We start from the raw sequence: 21,225 nt of genomic DNA, 5'->3' as shown, positions 1-21,225 counted from the left end.
TTCTTAGAGCTTTTTATTCTTCTTTTCCCAATATTTGATTAATTTCTTGACTATATAATATGGCTTTGCCACCATAGATAGCTTGAATACCATTTTTCACATCTAAAACGGCTGTGGCTCCCATGGATTTTAGGATTTCCTTGTCAACGATTGAACTATCTTTTAAAGAAACACGTAAACGCGTCGCACAGGCGCTAACATCTTCAATATTAGTGCTTGTACCTAATGCTTCAATAATAATAAGGGATTTGTCACGGAGACTTCCTGTTTTTACTATTTCTACAGGTTCCTGACTGTCAGTAGGTCCTGCCAATTCCATCCCTGGAACAAGGACATGGAATTGGCGAACACAAAATCTAAAGACAGCATAATAAATGAAGAACCAGGCTATTCCAACTGGCAAAACTAAGAGCCAATTAGTATGAGCATTCCCTTGTAGGACGCCAAATATAAGGAAATCTATGAAGCCACCAGAAAAGGAATTACCAATCCGAATCTGTAGTAAATCTGCTACAAGAAAGGAGCAGCCATCTAAAAAGGCATGCACAACATAAAGCCAGGGTGCGACAAATAAGAATGAAAATTCAATAGGTTCTGTAATCCCTGTCAATAAGGATGTTAAAGCACTACTTGAATAGAAACTTCCTACTTTTTTACGGTTGCTCTTAGGGATGCTATGATACATGGCTAGACAGGCTGCTGGCAAACCAAACATCATTGTGGCAAAACGTCCTGCAAAGAATCGTGTGCCATAGGTAAATAAGCCCATATGATGCGAATCTGCTAACTGGGCAAAGAAGATATTTTGTGCCCCTTCTATTGTCTTGCCTGCAACAATTTCACTACCTCCTAGGGAGGTATACCAAAACATAGGATAAATGGTGTGATGTAATCCTACTGCCCCTGTTAACCTTAGAAAGAAACCATATAAGAAGGTTCCAAAGCTACCCATAACAGCAATCTTTTCACCTAGCATGACCAAGACATCTTGAACTGGTGGCCAGATGATGTAGAAGATACTAGCAATGGCAATGGCAGCCAAGGAAGAAACAATGGGGATAAAGCGGGATCCTCCAAAGAAGCCTAAAAAGGCTGGTAATTCAATTTTCCTGTATTTATTGTGAAGTTTGGTAACGACCAATCCAATGACCAAAGCTCCCAGAACACCCGTATCAATTTTAGCGTCCTTGGCAGCAAAGAGGCTTAAATAACCACTAAGGGTTGCAGTGAAAACAAGATAGGCTACAGCTGCAGAGAGGCTTGCAGTTCCCTTATCTGCTTCTGCTAAACCAACTGCCACACCAATGGCAAAAATAAGAGCAATATTGGCAAAAACAGCATTTCCTGCTGTGCTCATGATAGTGAAGACAGCCTGTAACCAACCTTGATTTAAAATGGGAAACTGAGCTATGGCATTGGTATTTGATAGGGCTCCGCCAATTCCCAATAAGAGACCTGCAACAGGTAAGATTGAGATGGGGAGCATGAAGGCTTGTCCCAGTTTCGAAAACTTTTTAAAATCCATTTTATTTCTATTCTCCTTTAACCACCCTTTAAGAGCTGACCTGATGGATAGGATCTGGTTCTGACTCTTATGCTGCCATTTCTTTTACGAAGTGACCTTTTATAGTGATTATTATAACAACTTTAAAAGCGTTTTCAATACCATTGCCCTATTTAGAAATTACATTCAAAAAAACTAGAAAATGGGCTTATTTCGAAACTATTTTCAACATAGAAAAAAACCAAGAGTCTCGAGCACTCCTGGTTCATTTTATTTGTATTCTTGCTATTAAGCGGATAATACTTTACGTCCCTTACGACGACGGCTAGCTAGCACGCGACGACCGTTCTTTGTTGACATACGGTGACGGAATCCGTGTTTACGTTGACGACGGATTTTACTTGGTTGATAAGTACGTTTCACAGTGAATACCTCCTCATAGATTTTCGTATTCGTTTAGCCGGCTATTTGTGATATCAGTTACTAAACATACCATAATATTCTATAATATCTGAGAGCCTATGTCAAGATAAATTTAAAATATCTATGTGTCTAGAATTTTGAGATGAGTCAATATCTTATAAAATTAAGAAAACGGAGCTTAATCTTAAACTATCCTTTATTATGGGTTCAAAAGAAGGTCCCATACTATTACTGATAAATCTGTCTTAAACGATTCCTAAACTGCTCTTCTAGTTTTTTCTATTTTCATAATAAATCACCAAAAATAAGAAGAGAAGAAAAATATTAAGTCCGGAATATTCTCAGAACCAACTGATAACTGATAAAAGATTAAAAATACAGTGTAGGAACCTAACTGTTGATAATCTTTACGTAAACTACAATCAATCACGATATACAACAAAATAAGGCAATATAAAATAAGAAAAACTGGATCTAACATGTTTCTTGACCATCCCTTTTCTTTTTATCACTTGTAAGAGGAGACCTCTGGTCTATCCCAAATCACAGACAATTTGGCAAGATTCCTTCTTACAAACTTATCTTATCAAGGAAATTCCCCCTTGTAACCACTTCTTAGATAAGAGGTTAAAACTGCGAGTCAAGAGGCTCATCCAAGAAAGACTATAAGTTCTTTCTAACCCTATTTTTAAAAGTTCCACTTGATATACCATGCTAATATTAGCCATTTGACTGATACACTAGTACTCTATCAAGACAAGACTCTCAAGATTGGATTAAGAATCAACTAGGTAAAACTCCCTAAACTAGAAATTGAGGGCAAAAGAAAAGAGAAACAGGTATGACAACCTGTTTCTCTTCAACCTGAGATAAGATGACGACTTATCTTTTTTATTAATCTGCTAAACTAACAACCACGTAGCGGTTTGGATCATTGCCTTCTGAGAAGCTCATCACTCCCTCGATGGTTGAAACAGTCTGATGAACGATTTTTCGTTCACTGTTACTCATAGGATCCATAATGTAGTTCTCTTTGCTTTCTAAAACACGATTAGCAATTTTTTGAGTGAAGTCAATTAATATTTCTGTTCTGTGTTCAACATAGTCATGGACATTAACTGAAACTGCAAAATTCTTTGAATAACGATCATGAAGGAAGTTTTGAGCCAATAACTGTAAGGATTTCAAAACCTTTCCGTGATAGCCGATGACACGTCCTGCTTCTTGTGTCTCCACTTGAAGGTTAATTTGTCTGCGATTATAGGTAGCTTCAATACTAGCCTCAATGTCCATTTCATAAATGATCTTTGTGATATAGTCAGAAACTTCTTCTGTTGCTTTTTTGATATCCTGGCTATAAGTATCTTCAGAGAATTCCTTAGCGACAAATTCTTCAAAAGCGTCTTCTTTTAGCATCTCTGCTTTATCAGACTCTTTTTCTGTACTTTCTGCCAGGGGCTGGCTTTGCTCACTAATAGTGATGTTTTCCCTTTGTTCAGTTTCTTCTTTTACCTTACTTGGAGAAGGATTAAGAGGATTGTCTTTCATTGTATCTGGTTTACGGACAGGTGCATTTTGCTTATTAATTTCTTCAGGTACTCCGCGAGTCGCCTTCTTATCAGCTTTGTAGACTGTCTTTTCATTGATGCCTTCAATATCAACCTGAGCCAGCTTCTTACCAAAACCTAAGAAACCCTTTTTCTCTTTTGAAATAACCTTAATATGAGCTTTTAAACGCGGTAGCTGAAGTTCTTCTAGGCCTTTCTCAATAGCCTCTTCAACAGTTTTACCTGTAAACAATACCATAACTTTACTCCTATTTTCTTTGTTTTAATGCTTTTTTACGAGCTCGTTTCTCTCTGGCACGACGCTCTTTTTCTTCTTGGGCTAGACGATTTCTTTCTTCGATAATCTTGAAAGGATTATTTAACAATAATAACTGAAGAACTTGGAAGGCATTTGAAACTGTCCAATACAAGACAACCCCACTGGCTAAATTGAAGCCCATAAAGAAAATCATCAAAGGCATAACATAAATCATAATGGTCATCATCATATTTTTTTCTTTGGCAGCCATATTGGTTAAATAGGTTGATAAGAAAGTAAAGACCGCAGCAAGGACAGGTAGGATGAACAGTTTATCATGGTGCGCTAGCTCTACCCATAAAAATGTCCCTGTTCTTAAGAAGGGTACCCTAATCAAGGCCTGGTAAAGGGCAATCATCACTGGCATCTGAATCAGCAGCGGCAACAAGCTAGCATAAGGGTTGACACCTTGTTCTTTATAGAGTGCTTGACTTTCTTCTGCCAAGGCCATGCGACTTGCATTATCTTTGCCAGGATATTTTTTCTGTAGTTTTTTCAACTCTGGTTGCAAATCTTGCATTTTTTGGCTTGATTTGATTTGCATGTTGAAAAGGGGCATCAATAAAAGACGAATCAAGAGGGTGAAAAGGATGATCCCAATTCCAATTGATCCATTAAGAGACATCCACTTAATAGCTTTGGCAAAAAAATAGACCAATTGTTCCCATCCATTTGATGAGTTGGGTCCGACTTGACCACGACCACATGCCGCAAGGAATAGAACCAGTGGGAGGAGACTTACTATTTTAATGTTTTTCTTCACTTTCAAAACCTTTCTCAAGTAAATTGGCTAATTTTAAGACATGTTGTAGATTCTGCTTGACTTGCTGATAATCGAGATCCTCAACACCTTTACGGGCAATAACAACAAAATCATCTTGCTTAAGATGATCAGTAAATTCCATTAAGACGTGTCTTATCTTACGTTTGACAGCATTTCTGGTCACTGCATTTCCAATTCTTTTTCCGACAGAAATGCCTACTCGAAAATGATCTTGTTCTTTTTCTAAAAAATAGATGACAAATTTTCGATTTGCCGTACTTTCACCCTTATCAAAAACAGCTTGAAAGTCTTTCTCTCGCTTCACACGATAGGATTTTTTCAAAATTTAACTCCAACTATCTAAATTATCACCATTATACCACAAAATAGGAAAAAGCCTCAAGCTTTACAGATTTAGGCCCTAAAGCAGATCAAGAAGTCCCTTTGCCTACTTTTAAATGGATGCACAATAAGTCTCTTAGAAGCTAGAATTGGGGCCTTCTGCTCTTACTTATAAGGCAGGGCAGATTAGACTGTTTTTAATTGTCATACTGCAAGCCTAAAAATCTCACAAAAAAGACCCAGACTAAACTGGGCCACTTAACTGAAAAATCTCAGTTAAAATGATATCCAAACAAAGACAACTGAAATCACGATCAGTAAAGTGAGCGATCATATCAAAAATACTATTTGTTTATGGAGAGAGAGAGAAAACAATATTTTGATTGAGTTGGGGATTGACCCTCCTTACAGCTGAAACGTGTGAGGTCTTTATTTATACATATGATTATAACTGAAATTTTACTTCAAAGCTGATTTTTTCCTGAAATGTTCGTTTTTCATCCTAAAATGTAAGATTTTTTCAAATTATTGCAGTATCTCCCACTTTTCAATTAAAGTTTTCATTTTAAGACGAGATACCAAGCAAGAATCCCCATTTTCAAAGTAGACCATTTGATTAAATTTATCAATTCTAACAACATTCTCAAGGTTTATCAAATAGGAACGGTGACACATGAACAGTTTTGGAGCTACATCATGGATTTCTGAAAGATTTCCGTAAAATTCCAAACGCTCTGTTTGTGTCCATAAACAAACTTTATGTGGGGTAGAAGAGGTAGCAAAATATAAAATATCTTTAAAGGGTAGGCGCAGCTTGGTTTGCGAGGTTTCAAACATGAACAGGTCCTCTGGCTCATGCTTGGTCATCGTTTCGTAGGTGTAGGCGATACAGTCAGCAATCTGTTCTTTGAATTGCTCCTTATCAACAGACTTATCAATAAAGTCTAAGGCAGAGACCTTATATTTAAAAGAAATGGGAGCCAACTCAGAGTGTGTGGTCACAAAGACAATAATCGCATTGGGGTCTAACTGTCTAATGTCCGAAGCTAGTTCAAGTCCTCTTTTTCGTTCATTTTTAATTTCAATATCTAAAAAGAACAATTGGTGATTTCCCTTTTCTTGAACACTTTCGTATAACTTGTTAGGATTGGAATAAATTTCCAGACGGCTACAACTAATGTCTTTTTCTGTCAGTATCTCTTCGATAACAGACTCAATACGTGTCTGCTGGATAAAATCATCTTCAAGGATAAAAATATTCATATGTTCTCACCACATTTCTAATATTTGTCTTAAGCGGTAGTGATTACTACGTGTTGAAAAATTGGTATTGGGATAGGTTTCCAAAATTGATGTCAAGCGAGAAATACTCTTTTGATTGAGGTAATGACTGTTATCAACCTTTTGGTCGAAGAGTTTTGCCATCTTAACCTGCTTCATTTTCGTACTATTTTCAATGATAAAGCACTGCTTATTCCCTTGATAAAAATAAGCAATGGAAATAAAGGGTCTAATGCTTCCTGTTGCTGTGTGGATAGCAGTATCCAAAAGCACAGACAAAACGACCACCAGATCCAGTAATTTAAAGTTAATCTCTTCTATTGTTTCTGGTACTTCAATATAGAGATCAATCCCCTGGCTTTGTGCCTCTAATAATTTAGAATTTAAGAGACTTCTGATGACAGATTCTTTGATGTTTTCTAAGCCACAAAAGCCTAAATCATGGTTAAAGATTGGGGCTGCTGATTCCTTGACGACGGTCTGATAGACCCTAGCTATTTCTTTTAGGTCACCACTATCAACACTATCTTTTAGACTGATCATAATATTTTCTGAATCATGCTTAATGGCTCTGGTATCCTTATAAAATTGTTCAATATAGTGATTATACTTCTCCAGATTATCAGTCCGTTCTTTTTGAGCCAGTAAGAGTTTCTTTTCTAGCTGATCCTTGGTAAAACGATCCCAACGCAGAATGAAAAAAATTAAAATCAGTAAATAAGCTAGAATCAATTTTGGCCGAAACTGGTAGTAGAGACTATGATAGTCTGTTTCAAAGTAGGCCATGATATGTACAGAAAAAAAGTAGGATATCATGATAATATTCATGAAAACAACCCATTTTTTGATCATATCTTCATTGATAAAGCGAATCAAGGAGATATCAATACTAAAAACATAGGATAGAAAAGTAAAAAAGGGGATGACCAAAAGATATGAAAGGATCAGCAGGGTGCTATTATGGTAGATCTCTCCTATTTTATATCCCAAGAGTACTGGGAAAAAAAAGAAAATGACCAGCCTAACCAAGGTCTCTACCAGTACATTTGAAAACAGGCCATAGAAAATATGCTCCGCAAATTTTCTGTCTGAAAAGTAAAAATAACTTAAAAGAATAAATAATAGTTGATTACAAAGAACACTATAATTAAAGACGATATTTAGACTAACAAATACCAAGGCTATGAGGAAAATTTTAGACCATTTCAACTTAATACCTGTTGACTTTGAAAAAAGTAGCCAGATATCAAGGAAGATAATGGCATATAAGATCATAGCACTTCCTATCTTGCCCATTTATACTCCTTTTGATGGTGAAATTGTTAAGGTTTGACTAAAAGTATAGTTTTCACTTTTAGTTTGTAAGGTAACTTGAGAGTATTTCTGCAAAATTAATCTTGCATTGGATAGTCCTATCCCACGCGCATCTCCTTTGGAAGAATAGCCTTCTGTAAAGATTTTTGAGATATTTATTTTTTCTTCCTTAGTTGAGTTTGTCACAACAAAAACATGCTTGCCTTCAAGTAAGAAGTAAGCAAGAGCTATCTTAGGATTTTCTAATTCTGAGCAGGCCTCAATAGCATTATCACAAAAAATAGATAAGAGTAAGACCAGATCCAATTCTGGAATCAAAGATTCACTAATGGTATCAGGAACCTCTACCATAGTTTCAATTCCTACTTTCTCAGCTTCGATAATCTTAGCTGAAAGCAGACTCTTGATGGGAGAAATCCCAATAACACTTAATTTTGAAATGTTGTAGTGCTTGTCGTCCCAATAGATATTGGACTTTTCTACTATTTGATTATACAGAGACTGAATGCCTTTGATATCACCTTTTTCAATGGTTTCTCCTAAATGATTTAAGCATTTGACATAGCCTTCCTGGAACAATTTGACATCTTTATAGAGCTGTTCTAGATGATTGCCATAAAGCTCTAAATTGGTGATGTAGTCCTCCTGCTCCTTTTTCAGTTCACTTTCTAGATAAGCTTTTGATTTGCGATTGAAATAAGAAAACAAAAACAGGAAAAGAAAGTTTAAGACTAAGAAAAGACTACGATAGGATGCGACAGTATCTGCTGGTTCATTGTAATGCAGAAAATGTAAAAAGGGATCATCAAAGCCTAGAATCAAAAAAATATCCACATAGTAGGTGATAATAAAAATAGAAAAAATGGTATAGAAATTTGTGGCCCTCTGGGTGGGACCTGATGAAAAGATAAGCTTATATTCCTTTCCAACCATATAATTCATCAAGGCAAAACAGGGATAAACAAAGAGGTAGGCCAGAATATTAAGGACTGCCGTATTTAAATTGATGTAATGCGATGGGGCTAAGAAAGGAATAATACTGGTCATTAAAAAACGGGAAAACAGATCCATAAAAACACTTGGCAAAAAGGCTAAGAAGAAGGATTGAATGGAAAACAATTTTCTTTTTTCAAGTCCAAGTACTAATAGAAATAGGAAAGGATCAATTAGTAAAGGGGTCAAAAAATGAACTTGGTTCAAGAATATGGCTGCCGAAATAATAAAGAATTTCTTCCAAATCGGCAGACGAACATCTGATAAAAACGAAAAAATCCGAATCTCTGACCAATAATAAATGATAATTGAGAGGGAAAAACAAACAAAGCCAAATAGTTCCATATGTCATCCTTTCTAGCCTTTTTATTTTAGCACATTTTTTCCTAGAAAGGGTAAGTCTATTTGATAACAAAAAGGAATGCTTTTGACTTTTCTCAAAATCTTAGAAAAAAATAAAGATCTTGATTGAAATGCGGTTTTTAAATCCTCTATTGAAGCAGAAGCTTTCTTTTTGACCTTTTAAGTCTATCACACTAAGTTATAGCGTCAAATGTCAAAAGTTATTTTTTGTCGAAAAATAGAAAAATAGCATGACAAGTCTGGCAACAAGGCCTTTTTCTTCTTGCTGCTAGGGCTGCCAATCCTGTCTCTTTAAGATCTCCTCTAAGACAAAGAAACGTTTCTGTTAAATGGACTTGTTTTGTTTTTTTGTTGTTTTTTTAAGAATCGAGTAGGGGCTAATTTCTAACCCCTCTCACACCACCGTGCGTGCCGTTCGGCACACGGCGGTTCAATTAACTTTTAACGCATGTCGTTCTAAGTAGTAATCCAAGCAAGAAATCAGTCCCCGTTTTGCGAGGACTGATTTTTATATAGCTCGTTTTAGAACTGACTTTTGAGCTACTAATTGATAATGGTCGCCCCATCCAGATACTTTATCTGCTATCCATTTCGGAACTCCTAATTTAAGAAGTCCCCAAAGTCGCTTAGATTTCTTCTTCCATTGTTTCCAGATAATAACCCTAACTCGTGTCCTCAACCTTTCATCTATTTCTGACATCACTGTCTTCATATGGGTTAGTGAGAAATAGTTTATCCACCCACGGATAAGCCAATTGAATTTCTCAATACGGCTATCTAAGTCAATACTCCATTTGCGTGTGGTAAGTTTCTTGAGCTTTCTCTTGAAACTCTGTACACTGTCTGATGTGGACGACTTTTCCACCCCTCTGCTGACTTACAGAACCCAAATCCTAGATACTTCAGTTTACCTGGTCTCACAATCTTGGTCTTGGTCATATTGATATTGGATTATCCTATCCATCACTGTCGGAATCCCAAGCTGACGGACGCCTCCATTGGGTTTAGGGATTTCAACTCGCAGGACTGGTTGAGCTTTGTATTTCCTCTGTTTTATCAATTCCTTGGTTGGTCGCCAGTGTTGGCGGAGATAGTCTTCTATGTCATCAATTGTGATGCCATCAATTCCAGCTGAGCCTTTGTTAGCTTTCACTTGATTGTAGGCTTCAAACATATTGGACCGAGATAGGATATTATCTAGTAATTCTGACATGTGCGTATTCCTTTCTTATTTCGGTGTCTGAGGGACATCTTATATTAGTGAACTTTCCTCTAGTCAATACGCGACCGCACCCTGTTCTATCAGACCGCTAGTTGTACAGACACAAGTGAAGTAGGTAGCCTTCGGTTAATTGTTTAGCCCTTCACTCTACTTCCATTACAGAAGTTTCATCGCTACTATGGCATCGGCTGACTTCTCATGATTCATTCTTACTACGTCTAGAACGCTCATGAGACCTCACAGGATAAGGTGTACATCTTTCCTCGTTTACTCTCATGATTTACGACTATAGGTTACGACTACCTTTTTGGACTTTAGAGTTTCAAGCCTCATCATCCGCTATATAGGCCTTGATATCACCTTTCTATTCGTAGAGCCACGATTTCGCTCTCTCTTCCTTTCCCCGCTACCTCACGATAGTCAGGCTTGGGGGTCGCTATTGGGTTCACCGGTAGCGGGTGCCAACGGAGGACTCTCACCTCAGATGTACAACATGCCTGTCGTACTTAAAAAGCACTTTTGGAAATCCAAAAGTGCTTCACATTACAACATATTATTCAAATGCTCAATCGATTTTTCACGTCCTAAAAGATAGATAGTGTTAGGAAGATCTGGCCCATGCATTTCTCCTGAAACAGCTATTCTGATTGGCATGAATAGGTTCTTGCCCTTTATACCTGTTTCTTTTTGAACAGCTTTGATTTGTGGGAAAATATTTTCTGGTTGGAAATCTTCCTCAGTCATTGCTTCCAATTTTTCTTTAAAGGCTTTAAGAACAGTTGGCACGGTTTCGCCGGCCATCACTTCTTTTTCAGCCTCTGTTAATTCTGGGAAATCTGAGAAGAATAGGTCAGTCAGTGGCACAATTTCATCTGCTGATTTTAATTGTGGTTGATAAAGTTCCACTAGTTTTTCTGCTTTTTCGTTTAATCGCCCTGCTCCTTTCAAGAAAGGTTTGCAAAGAGCAAATACTATTTCAAAATCAGCATTCTTGAGGTATTCGTTGCTCATCCAATCCATTTTCTTTTGGTCAAAGGCAGCTGGAGATTTGCTTAAACGATTTTCATCAAAGAGGTCAATTAACTGCTCACGAGAAAAGATTTCATCCTCACCGCCAGGATTCCAACCGAGAAGCGCAATGAAGTTAAAGACTGCTTCTGAAAGATAGCCTTTTTTACGGTAATCTTCAATAAATTGAAGGGTATTGGTATCACGTTTAGACAATTTTTTCCCAGTCTCTGAATTGATGATCAAGGTCATATGACCAAATTCTGGTGCTTGCCAGCCAAGTGCTTCATAGACCATCAACTGTTTAGGCGTATTGGCAATATGGTCATCTCCTCGAATGACATGAGAAATTTGCATATCATGGTCATCAACCACCACTGCAAAGTTGTAAGTTGGGTAGCCGTCTTTTTTCTGGATAACCCAATCACCACCGATATTGCCACCTTCAAATTCAATGTCACCCTTAACCATATCGGTCCATTTGTAAATGGCTTTTTCATTGACTTTTAAACGAACGGTTGGAATGATACCTTGAGCTTCACGTTCAGAAATATAAGCTTCTTTTTCAGCTTCAGACATTCCCATAAATTCATTGATGTAACGAGGCGTTTCACCAGCTGCTTCCTGACGCTCACGCTCAGCTGCCAATTCTTCTTCAGTCACATAGGACTTGTAGGCAAGGCCTTTTTCAAGCAAACTGTCAATATGTTCTTGATAAAGTTCTAGGCGTTCAGACTGACGGTAGTTTCCATGTGTTTCTGGACTTTCGTCCCAATCCATACCCAGCCATCTAAGATTTTCAAGCTGTGATCGTTCCCCGTCTTCCACATGACGTTTGCGGTCAGTATCTTCAATACGGATAATAAAGTCACCACCATGATGGCGGGCATAAAGATAATTGAAAAGTGCGGTACGGGCATTACCGATATGTAAAAGTCCAGTTGGACTTGGTGCATAGCGCACACGAATTGGTTTAGACATTCCTGTTCTCCTCTTAGAATTTACAAGTTATAACAATCATCTAAAAACAAGCAACAAATGGCCTACTTGAGCTTGTTTTGGCTTATCTTACTTTGATAATTGCACTCAATCTTTCAATTGAAATCATCACTATTATAGCATACTTTAGAATATATTTTATGGTCTTGAGCCATAAAATCCGATTTCATAGAAAAAGCAGGGCTTATTTTACCTTTCTTGTCTGTTTTCAAACCCTTTATTTTTTTAATTGATCCTTAATGCCTATAGCAATAACCCCTAGAATAGTCAGTATGAAAAAGCTTATTAACCAGATACCGATCAGTTTAAGCATAGCCCTAATCTCCTTGTCCTATTCATTGAAAAAAATTGTAAACAAGTGAGGAATTCAGCTAAGTCCAAACTTCATTCTTACAAGGAATTGACACTTGTTTGGCTAATGGACTATCAGCTTAATTACCACCTGTTTTAATATAAGGCTGTAAAACTCTGACAAATTCTTTGATGTTTAGACTTTGCACATAGATATCACCTGTTCCGTCAAAGGTATTAACAATCCCTTCTCCTGTTCCGAAAGATTGCATCAAACCATTTTCTAAGTGAATATCATAGTGCAAATCCTGACTCCAAGCAATAACATGTTCGTTATCAATTGTTATTTGTTCATCGTGCAGGCTAATTTTTTTGATGGAACCAAAGGCATTAACAAGCAAGGTCCCTTGTCCATGTGTAGACATAACAAAGAGTCCTCCTTGTCCACCAAAGACCGCCTTACCAACACTTTGTCTTTGCATACTATACTGAGCTGAGCCATCTAAGGCAAGAAAAGCGCCGTCATTTAAACGGTACTGCTCTTCTCCTAGATCAAGCGCAAGCACTTGTCCTGGCGCTGAAGGTGCCAAGGCGATCTTACAAGAATCAGAAGTTGAAACCGCCTGGGTAATAAACATTGATTCTCCTGAAACCATAGACCGACCAATGGCTCCTACAAGTTTTCCCAAACCTGATCCCTTAGCATTTAGTTTTGTATTTAATTGAACCCCTGGTGAATGATAAACCATACTTCCTGGCTGGAGGTAAATGGATTCCCCAGCTTCCAAGCTTACCTCTACCAATGGGAATTGCATGTTTGAATCAATACTATAAGTCATCCGATTATCTGCCATTTTTAGATCTCCTTTTGTATTAATGAAATGATACAGGGAGTATGCTCCTTTTTGTCAAAAATGTCTATAGAGATCACAAAAAAGAAACCTTTTTTGTTAAGGCTTCTTCTCTTATTTTTCAAAAACCTGGGTCATGCGACCTGTATCAACGTCATAAACAGCCCCATTAATTTCAACATCATCAGGGATAAATGGAGAATTCTTTAAGAGAGCTATGTCTGTACGCACACTTTCTTCCACATCTTCAAAGGGCAGAAAATCAAAGTCAGAGGCTTCAACATCTAACTCTTCTTTTAAGTGCCTAGCAAAACTTTCATTGGTAAAGGTCTGGGCACCGCAATCTGTATGATGCAAGACGACAATTTCGCGGGTTCCCATTTGTTGTTGGGAAATGGCCAATGATCTGATCATATCTTCTGTGACCCTTCCACCAGCATTCCTTAGAATATGGGCATCTCCAAGTGCTAGCCCCAAGGCCTGGGCAACATGGAGACGAGAATCCATACAAGTCAAGATAGCAACCTTTGTCTTGGGTTTAAGTGGTAGATGCGCCTTGCCATGTAGCTCAACGTAAGCTTTATTGGCAGACATTAATTTTTCAAAATAGGACATTAGCTCTCCTTATCTTCAATCTCATAATTACTGTAAGTCTACAAATCTTACCACTTATTTATCAAAAAGTCAGATGATTGAACCTGAAATTTGTCCCAGCCTGTCAGCTCATTACTAACTCTTTGTCTAGGAAATCAGGAGAAAACAGCTTTTAAAACCTGACCAAGGGTTGCAAGGCCAATAAGCTCAATACCTTTTGGAGTATCAATTCCCTGCAGGGAATTTTTGGGAGCATAAATCTTGGTAAAGCCTAATTTAGCAGCCTCATTAATACGTTGCTCGATCCGAGATACGCGACGCAACTCACCCGTCAAACCAACCTCTCCCAAGAAAGCAGTCTGCGGATCTGTCGGTCTTTCCTTATAACTTGAGGCAATTGCTATCGCTACTGCCAAGTCTATGGCTGGTTCATCAAGCTTAACCCCACCAGCCGCCTTCAAATAAGCATCCTGATTTTGGAGCAAGAGCCCACAGCGTTTTTCAAGGACAGCCATAATGAGACTAACCCGATTGAAGTCTAAGCCAGTGGTTGTGCGCCGAGCGTTGCCAAAGACTGTCGGTGTTACCAGAGCTTGCACTTCTGCAAGGATTGGTCTACTCCCTTCCATGGTAACCACAATAGCTGAACCTGTGGCATCTGCCAAGCGTTCTTCCAAAAAGACCTGACTAGGATTTAAAACTTCGATCAAACCACCGGATTGCATTTCAAAGATGCCGATTTCATTTGTCGAGCCGAAACGATTTTTAACAGCTCTTAAAATGCGGAAGGTGTGATGGCGTTCACCTTCAAAATAAAGAACGGTATCTACCATATGCTCAAGCATACGCGGCCCAGCTAGGGTTCCTTCCTTGGTAACATGTCCCACGATAAAGGTAGCAATATTATTGGTTTTAGCAAGTTGCATCAGTTCAGCAGTCACTTCTCTAACCTGACTAACTGATCCTTGAACCCCCGTAATATCAGGGCTCATAATAGTTTGAATGGAGTCAATGATTAAAAAGTCCGGTTGGATCTTTTCAACTTCTGCTCTGACATTTTGCATATTGGTTTCTGCATAGAGATAAAATTCATTATCAATATCACCCAGTCGTTCACTTCTAAGCTTGATCTGTTCTACAGATTCTTCTCCAGAAACATACAAAACGACCCCCTTGTTGGCTAATTGGGTTGAAACTTGTAGCAAGAGTGTGGACTTTCCGATACCTGGATCCCCACCGATCAGAATAAGACTTCCAGGGACAACACCCCCTCCAAGCACACGATTAAACTCGTCCATATCTGTTTGTGTACGAGAATAGTAAATATTGTCAACATCTTTTAATTTGAGGGGTTTGGAGCGCTCTCCTGTCAAACTGATGCGAGCATTTTTAACTTCTTTGATTTCTACTTCCTCAACGAAGGAAGACCATGCAGAACAATTGGGACAGCGTCCCAGATACTTTGGAGACTGATAGCCACATTCTTTACAGACAAATGTTGCCTTTTTCTTTGCCATATATTTGACTAACCTTTATTTTCTTTCATTTCATAATAAGCAAGAGCCAAGCAATGATTAATGCCCTGTACTACCAAAGCCACCTGAGCGAACCCCGTCAGCCTGGTCACCATCTACTAGTAAATAAGGGACAAAAACACCCTGAACAATTCTTTCACCCACCTTTAAAGTGACGGACTGATCAGTCACATTCTTCATCTGAGCAAAAATATGACCTTCATTACCTGCATTATTATAATAATCACCATCAATGACGCCGACAGAATTAATCAATACCAAACCTTTCTTGCGGGGATTTGACGAACGGTCAAATAAAAATAGGACTTCCCCAGCCTGCATGTAGGCCTTCACTCCTGTGGGTACAAGCTTAATATCACCAGCTGCAATAGTTATCTCTTCAGCAACCTTCAAGTCATAACCAGCTGCATGTGCTGTTTCTCTCTTTGGTAATAGCTGAGCTTCTTTTTCATATGCGCTAATTAACTCAAAGCCACGAATTTTCATTTTATTTCTTCCTTTTCATTCTTAATACAATGTCTTCATTATAATGTATTCGTAAAAGAATAGCAAAAAATCGAAAATAAATAGAGATTCTTTCTTTATTAGCTTTTTATGACTATTTAAAAAAGGGCGGGCCTATAAAATAACCCATAACTATCATGCCATGTATTATTAAGACGCTTCCTATGCAGGTATTAATGAAGTGGTCTTCAATTTCAAACCATGGTTGGATTGCTCTCTTAAAGAAGCGGGGCAACATTTGGTAGGGGGAAGGCCTTTGTTATGTCGGGACTGACATCTGTTGATAGCAGTTCCGCAGCTTCAGAACATTAAATAAAAAGACTTAAATCTAAAGCAATAGATTTAAGTCTTTTATAGTTTTTTCCCCTGATATTTGAAGGCAATTTGTGGAAAATCTCCACGACCATCCTTGCCCTTCATAGCCTTTTCTGCCTCTTCATTGATGCTTTTAAAGTCAATACCCTGGGCCTTGGCTGCATAGACACAGCCACAATAACACTGACGATAAATATCGTACTCATCACACATCTCTACCGACCTACGATAGCCATTATTCTTCTTGAAATCACTAGGTAAGTATTGAGTAGCGTAAATCTTTTGCACATCGATTCCCACTGCATTAATGAGCTGCGAATTTTTATGAGGGCTAATGGTTAGGGCGCTAGCAAAGTAATCAAAACCAAGCTCTACGGCCTTTTGAGCTGTTTTATCTAAACGGTAATCAAAGCAGATACGACAACGATCCCCACCCTCAGGTTCTTTTTCAAAACCACGTACTTTTCGGACATATTCATTGGGAACATAGTCCGCCTCAATAAAAGTAACCTCTTGCTTGGTCTTGGCATTAAAGTCAGCGACAAACTTTTGGGTCACATAGGCTCTTCTGCGGTATTCCTCCCTAGGATGAATATTAGAGTTGGCAAAATAGACAGTAATATCAGCAAACTGCGTCAAATATTCCAAGGCGTAGGTTGAACAGGGTGCACAACAAACATGCATCAGAATTTTAGGACGAACCTCCTCTTTCTGCCAAAGTTTGGTCATTTCCTGCATCATCTTATCATAATTTATTTTTTGATTTGGTCTTGCCTTGGCAAGTATGTCTTCTATGTCAATCATGAGTGGTATCCTTTTTTCTTCATATTATAACATAAGACAAACAGACTGAAAGACTTATCTGAAAGAAGCTTCTTGACCAGCATTCCCTTGTTAAGCAGACCTTGCTATCTTTATTTTTGGAATTGAAGAAAAGGGGCTTCTAAGAAATCCTATGGTCGGTAAAGACACTGAAAAAGCCCCTTCGGGCTTTTGTCTTATTCAAATACGAACTGATTATGATAAAGTTCTGAATAGAAACCTTTTTGTTTTAGGAGTTCATGATGGTTTCCTTGTTCAATGACTTTTCCATCTTTTAGAACAATAATGTTATCCGCATTTAGGATGGTTTTCAAGCGATGGGCAATAACAAAGCTTGTCCGTCCAGCAACAATGGCTTCCATGGCCTTTTGTATCTTACTTTCTGTAACGGTATCCACATTTGAGGTTGCTTCATCAAGAATCAAGACTTGAGGATCAGTTAATAAGGTTCTTGCAATAGATATTAACTGTTTTTGTCCTGTAGAGAAAATATTTTCATCATCAGAAACTTTTGTATCATAAGCTTCAGGTAGGGACATGATAAAGTCATGGATATGCGTTGCACGAGCTGCAATCTCAACCATTTCCTGACTGATACTATCATCGCCAAAGCGGATATTATCCCTAATTGTTCCAGAGAAAAGGACAGATTCCTGTAGGACAATGCCAACATTCTTACGCAGACTATCTAAATCATAGTCTCTGATATCTCTTCCATCAAAGCTAATGGAACCACTATCCACATCGTAAAAACGGTTTATCAAATTCATAATAGTTGTTTTACCTGAACCTGTCGGGCCAACAACAGCCACCATTTTCCCCTTAGGTGCTGAAATACTAACATCAGATAAGACCTTTTGTCCTGGTAAGTAACCAAAATCCACGTGATCAATTAAGACACCCTCTTTAAGCTCAGTGAATAAGGGAGCATCTACTGGGCGAACCTCTTCTTTCTCATCGAACATTTCCTGAATACGTCCAGCGCCTGTAAAGGCCAACTGTAATTCACCCCAAGAGGCGGACACTTGCATAATAGGCTGATAATACTGCTGTGAAAACTGAACGAAAGTCACCACAAGCCCTAATCCAGCAGCCATTGAGATTGATTTATCATTTAAGACAATGTTAGAACCGACAAAGATGACAATGGCCGTATTTAAGAGGCTCATCCCATTCATTACAGGCAGTAAAAGTCCTGCAAAGAGACGCCCTTTAAAGGTTGCCTTTCTAACCTTTTCATTATGTTCTAAAAAGCCATCGATAGTCTCTTCTTGTACCCCCTGAACAATGATAGCCTTTTGTCCAGAAATCTTTTCATCCATATAGGCATTTAAGGCAGAGACTTCTTTTTGTTGAATATCAGTGTATTTGCGTGACAAACGAATGATGATAACTAGAAAAATGATAGCAATTGGAGTGGTAGCCATGGTCAATAGGGCTAAACGCAGATCTTCTTTAAGCATCATCCCAACCAAGCCAATGTAGAGGGCAATATTGGTAACCACCTGCACCAAGGATTGGTTGAGAGAATTTTGAATATTATCCAAGTCACTGGTGAAACGAGATAAAATGGCACCATCCTTGTGACGATCAAAGAAAGAAACAGTTAAACGCTCTAATTTTCCAAAGAGACCCTTTCTCATACGGTTAGTGGAATAGGCAACGATTCTTGTGAATAAGAGACTATAAATAAGACTAGCCATAGCAGTAAAGAGATAAGCCACGAGTAATTTGCCCATGACTGCCATAAAAGCGGACTTATCTGGAGTAAATCCTGTCTGTCCCATAAGTTTGGCTTTATAATAAGTCTGTCCTATCTTACCTAGTTCCGTTAGAGATTGACCCAAATAAACCGGAGCTTTAACTTGAAGGTAGGTGGCTAGAACAATGGCAATAACAATAAATACAAAGGATAATTTGTACCGTTTAAAATAAAACCAGAAAAAACGAGCTGTTTTCATTATTCTTCCTCCTTCCCTTTTTGTGTTTCATATATTTCACGGTAGACCTCATTACTTTGAACGAGTTCAGCGTGGCTTCCTTGCCCAATTAAATGACCATTATCTAAAACTAAAATCGTGTCAGCCTTGACCACCGATGAAATTTTCTGTGCAATAATAATGGTTGTCGTGTTTTTCAGTTCTTTATTGAGCGCTTCTTGAACCAATTTTTCAGATTTAGCATCTAAAGCAGAGGTTGAGTCATCAAGAACAAGTATCTTAGGATTAGAGATAACACCCCTAGCAATAGACATCCTTTGTTTTTGTCCACCAGAGAAGTTGTTTCCTCTTTCTTCTACTTGACTCTCATAGCCCTGATCCATACGATCAATAAATTCTCTTGCTTGTGCAATACTTGCTGCCTTTTCCATAGCATCAAAGTCAGCTTTAACATCCCCTTGTCGTAAATTATCGGCTATGGTCCCTGAAAAGAGAATCGCTTTTTGCAGCACAATAGAAATATTAGCCTTTAGGGTATTTTTACTAAGTGACCTTAGGTCTTTCCCACCAATCATAACCCTACCTTCTTGAGGGTCAAATAAACGTGGAATTAACTGGGCTAAGGTTGATTTACCAGCACCAGTTGCACCAACTACTCCGACCATTTGCCCAGAAGAAATGCTAAAGGAAATATCCTTGAGGGTAGGTTCTGTATCATTAGGATAAGTAAAGGACACGTGCTCAAAAACAATGCCACCTGCAATAGCTTCATCTTCTTTCGTTTCAAAGCTCATGGCTGGTTCTGTGTCTAAAACTTCTTTAATCCGGCCAATAGAAATGAAGGCACGACTAGCTTGCATGCCCATAAATCCAACCATAATGATAGAAAACATAATTTGCATCATATAAGTCATAAATGAAGCAATACTACCAATAACAGTCGGCTCTGTTTTAACCATTCCAGAAACAATCCATATAGAAAGATAGATTGCCAAGTAAGATACAAGCATCAAAGCTGGCTGCATCATTGAAAAGCCGTAACCAATAAATAAATTTAAGCCTAGGAGTTCATTTGAAGTCTCTTTAAACTTGGCATATTGTTCTCTTTCTTGCACAAAGGATTTGACCACACGCACACCACGCAAGTTCTCCTTGGCAATTCTATTGATGGTATCCATCAAAGCTTGAAATTTCCCAAAGCGAGGACCCATTTGTCCCATAACCAAGGCCATAATAAGCATGATTAAAAGAACCATTAAAACTAAGACCCACCATAATTTTGGCAGGGTATGGACAGCCATTGCAAAAGAACCAATAAATAAAATAGGTAATCTCAACAAGACTTGGAAAAGCATCATGACCAGGTTTTGAATCTGATTGACGTCGTTGGTCATCCGAACAACTAGATTTCCTGCATTGAAAGCTTCAACGTTTGCATAAGAAAAACTTTGAATCTTCCGAAAGGTCTCTTCTCTGATATCCGCAGAAACCCCTTGGGCGATCTTAGCAGAAAGTACTGTGTTAAGAGCCCCTGCTAATAAGCCGACAGCAGCTATAATCAGCAGTAAAACACCCACTTCTGAAATTTTACTCTGGTCGTTTGTAAGAACGGCCTTTAAGACATCTTGTAGATAATGAGGCTGCAAAAGACTACTGGCCACAACAAGCATGATCAGTAGCATGGAACCCAATGCATACCACTTATATCGTAGGATTGCTTTTTTAAGCATCTCTCTCTCCTCTATATTCTTTCATGTTTTCTTTCAATTGTTGGATCACTTTTCGAACCGTTTGAAACTCTTCTTCACTGATATTCTTTAAGAAATGCTTCTCAATTCCCCTTCGACATTCTTGTAACAAGGGGATTTTTGACTGACCCTCATTGGTTAAGATGACTTGCTTATAACGTTTATCAACCTTTGAAGGGACAACTTCGATAAAGGTATTTTTTTCCATCCGCTTAACCAAATTACTGGCTACTGATTTTGAGATTTGCAGGTGTTTTTCAATATCTTTTACAAAAATTTCTTTGTCTTTGTTTTTTTCAAGGAATATGAGAACACAGCCCTGAGGCCCTGCCAAGTGATCAATATCATATTTTTTTGCCTTTTCTTCACAAATTTGTTCAACTTGATGGGCTAACTCTCTAAGATCCCTAATAACTCGTGTCATCTATTTCCTCCTTAGTTCTCATAATGACTATTTTAGTTCTCTTGGTAACTATTGTCAAACATAAAGTCTCAATTCAAAAAATAAATTTTGTCAATTATTTTGACCCATTGTCCTTTAGGCAAT

The 21,225-nt window shown here is 38.1% G+C and carries 17 protein-coding genes and 2 pseudogenes; 1 reads left to right on the top strand and 18 read right to left on the bottom strand.

All coding sequences use genetic code 11. The annotated features are described in order from the left end of the window. Window positions 1–13 precede the first annotated feature (13 nt). The 14 genes and pseudogenes from HBN42_RS05130 to HBN42_RS05065 form a co-directional block, all read right to left on the bottom strand. Complete coding sequence (locus HBN42_RS05130) at window positions 14–1,525, bottom strand: PTS transporter subunit EIIC (protein ID WP_165993992.1); 1,512 nt, start codon at window positions 1,523–1,525, stop codon at window positions 14–16. A 267-nt stretch (window positions 1,526–1,792) separates the two neighbouring features. Continuing rightward, the gene (gene rpmH, locus HBN42_RS05125; protein WP_000831903.1) at window positions 1,793–1,927 is read right to left on the bottom strand and encodes a 50S ribosomal protein L34; all 135 of its coding nucleotides are present in this window, start codon (window positions 1,925–1,927) and stop codon (window positions 1,793–1,795) included. 894 nt (window positions 1,928–2,821) lie between these two features. Then, on the bottom strand, window positions 2,822–3,733 hold the full coding sequence (jag, locus tag HBN42_RS05120) for an RNA-binding cell elongation regulator Jag/EloR (RefSeq protein ID WP_165993991.1): 912 nt from the start codon (window positions 3,731–3,733) through the stop codon (window positions 2,822–2,824). A 10-nt stretch (window positions 3,734–3,743) separates the two neighbouring features. Next, window positions 3,744–4,574, bottom strand: coding sequence for a YidC/Oxa1 family membrane protein insertase (locus HBN42_RS05115; RefSeq protein ID WP_207927404.1), 831 nt, complete (start codon window positions 4,572–4,574; stop codon window positions 3,744–3,746). Then, window positions 4,540–4,899: a ribonuclease P protein component gene (rnpA, locus tag HBN42_RS05110; protein ID WP_165993989.1), complete on the bottom strand. Its 360-nt coding sequence runs from the start codon at window positions 4,897–4,899 to the stop codon at window positions 4,540–4,542. Before rnpA ends, HBN42_RS05115 begins: the two co-directional genes overlap by 35 nt. 524 nt (window positions 4,900–5,423) lie before the next feature. Beyond that, window positions 5,424–6,161 (bottom strand): response regulator transcription factor, encoded by a 738-nt coding sequence (locus HBN42_RS05105; RefSeq protein WP_165993988.1) that lies wholly within the window; start codon window positions 6,159–6,161, stop codon window positions 5,424–5,426. Window positions 6,162–6,167: 6 nt separating this feature from the next. Next, on the bottom strand, window positions 6,168–7,475 hold the full coding sequence (locus tag HBN42_RS05100) for a GHKL domain-containing protein (protein ID WP_165993987.1): 1,308 nt from the start codon (window positions 7,473–7,475) through the stop codon (window positions 6,168–6,170). Next, window positions 7,476–8,831: a GHKL domain-containing protein gene (locus tag HBN42_RS05095; protein WP_165993986.1), complete on the bottom strand. Its 1,356-nt coding sequence runs from the start codon at window positions 8,829–8,831 to the stop codon at window positions 7,476–7,478. 448 nt (window positions 8,832–9,279) lie between these two features. After that, window positions 9,280–10,062, bottom strand: a pseudogene (locus HBN42_RS05090) (group II intron maturase-specific domain-containing protein). 552 nt (window positions 10,063–10,614) lie between these two features. Beyond that, entirely contained in the window at window positions 10,615–12,060 is a 1,446-nt protein-coding gene (gene gltX, locus HBN42_RS05085; protein ID WP_165993985.1) for a glutamate--tRNA ligase, read from the bottom strand. Window positions 12,061–12,509: 449 nt separating this feature from the next. After that, a complete protein-coding gene (locus HBN42_RS05080) occupies window positions 12,510–13,223 on the bottom strand; it encodes a TIGR00266 family protein (RefSeq protein WP_165993984.1) in 714 nt (237 codons plus the stop codon). Between the two features lie 111 nt (window positions 13,224–13,334). After that, entirely contained in the window at window positions 13,335–13,835 is a 501-nt protein-coding gene (locus HBN42_RS05075; RefSeq protein WP_165993983.1) for a beta-class carbonic anhydrase, read from the bottom strand. A gap of 134 nt (window positions 13,836–13,969) precedes the next feature. Continuing rightward, entirely contained in the window at window positions 13,970–15,331 is a 1,362-nt protein-coding gene (gene radA, locus HBN42_RS05070) for a DNA repair protein RadA (protein WP_165993982.1), read from the bottom strand. Window positions 15,332–15,388: 57 nt separating this feature from the next. After that, window positions 15,389–15,835 (bottom strand): dUTP diphosphatase, encoded by a 447-nt coding sequence (locus tag HBN42_RS05065; RefSeq protein ID WP_165993981.1) that lies wholly within the window; start codon window positions 15,833–15,835, stop codon window positions 15,389–15,391. Window positions 15,836–15,977: 142 nt separating this feature from the next. Here HBN42_RS05065 and HBN42_RS10240 point away from each other — a divergent pair. Further along, window positions 15,978–16,103: pseudogene (locus HBN42_RS10240) on the top strand (NAD(P)H-dependent oxidoreductase); the annotation flags it as partial. Between the two features lie 101 nt (window positions 16,104–16,204). Here HBN42_RS10240 and HBN42_RS05060 read toward each other — a convergent pair. The 4 genes from HBN42_RS05060 to HBN42_RS05045 form a co-directional block, all read right to left on the bottom strand. Further along, entirely contained in the window at window positions 16,205–16,972 is a 768-nt protein-coding gene (locus HBN42_RS05060) for an epoxyqueuosine reductase QueH (protein WP_165993980.1), read from the bottom strand. Window positions 16,973–17,166: 194 nt separating this feature from the next. Then, complete coding sequence (locus HBN42_RS05055; protein WP_165993979.1) at window positions 17,167–18,951, bottom strand: ABC transporter ATP-binding protein; 1,785 nt, start codon at window positions 18,949–18,951, stop codon at window positions 17,167–17,169. Next, window positions 18,951–20,660 (bottom strand): ABC transporter ATP-binding protein, encoded by a 1,710-nt coding sequence (locus HBN42_RS05050; RefSeq protein WP_165993978.1) that lies wholly within the window; start codon window positions 20,658–20,660, stop codon window positions 18,951–18,953. Before HBN42_RS05050 ends, HBN42_RS05055 begins: the two co-directional genes overlap by 1 nt. Next, complete coding sequence (locus HBN42_RS05045; RefSeq protein ID WP_165993977.1) at window positions 20,653–21,102, bottom strand: MarR family winged helix-turn-helix transcriptional regulator; 450 nt, start codon at window positions 21,100–21,102, stop codon at window positions 20,653–20,655. Before HBN42_RS05045 ends, HBN42_RS05050 begins: the two co-directional genes overlap by 8 nt. Between the last annotated feature and the right edge of the window lie 123 nt (window positions 21,103–21,225).

The organism is Streptococcus catagoni, from assembly GCF_011421425.1.
Classification (GTDB): Bacteria; Bacillota; Bacilli; order Lactobacillales; family Streptococcaceae; genus Streptococcus; species Streptococcus catagoni.
Note: the sequence above shows the minus strand (reverse complement) of the source record. Positions and strands in the feature narration are given on the sequence as shown.